Source organism: Ligilactobacillus ubinensis (assembly GCF_024160875.1).
GTDB classification, from domain to species: Bacteria; Bacillota; Bacilli; order Lactobacillales; family Lactobacillaceae; genus Ligilactobacillus; species Ligilactobacillus ubinensis.
In genome coordinates this window covers 1-344 of record NZ_JAIULA010000063.1, presented here as the reverse complement: position 1 = coordinate 344, position 344 = coordinate 1, and the positions used below count along the sequence as shown (strand labels likewise).

At 35.8% G+C, this 344-nt stretch carries 1 protein-coding gene; it reads left to right on the top strand.

Translation table 11 applies throughout. The annotated features are described in order from the left end of the window. On the top strand, positions 1-344 hold a 344-nt coding region (locus LB941_RS12385; RefSeq protein ID WP_507161420.1), incomplete at both ends, for an IolE/MocC family protein.

The following is a 344-nucleotide window of genomic DNA, read 5'->3' as shown; positions in this document are numbered from 1 at the left end:
GGCTTTTTCCCTGGACCAGAAAAGTTAAATTATGAACTGAAATTACGTAATTTGAAGATTGCTGGTCAATGGTTTAGTAGTTTTATTATTCGGGATGGAATCGAAAAAGCGAGCGCGGCATTTGAAAAGCATTGTCAATTTTTGAAGGCTGTTAATGCACCAATTGCTGTTGTATCGGAACAAACATATACCATTCAACAATCAGATTCCAAAAATATTTTTACCGAAAAGCCTTATTTCACTGATCAAGAATGGGACGAATTATGCAAGGGCTTGAATCATTATGGAGAAATTGCTGCTAAATATGGTATTAAAGTAGCTTATCATCATCATATGGGAACGGG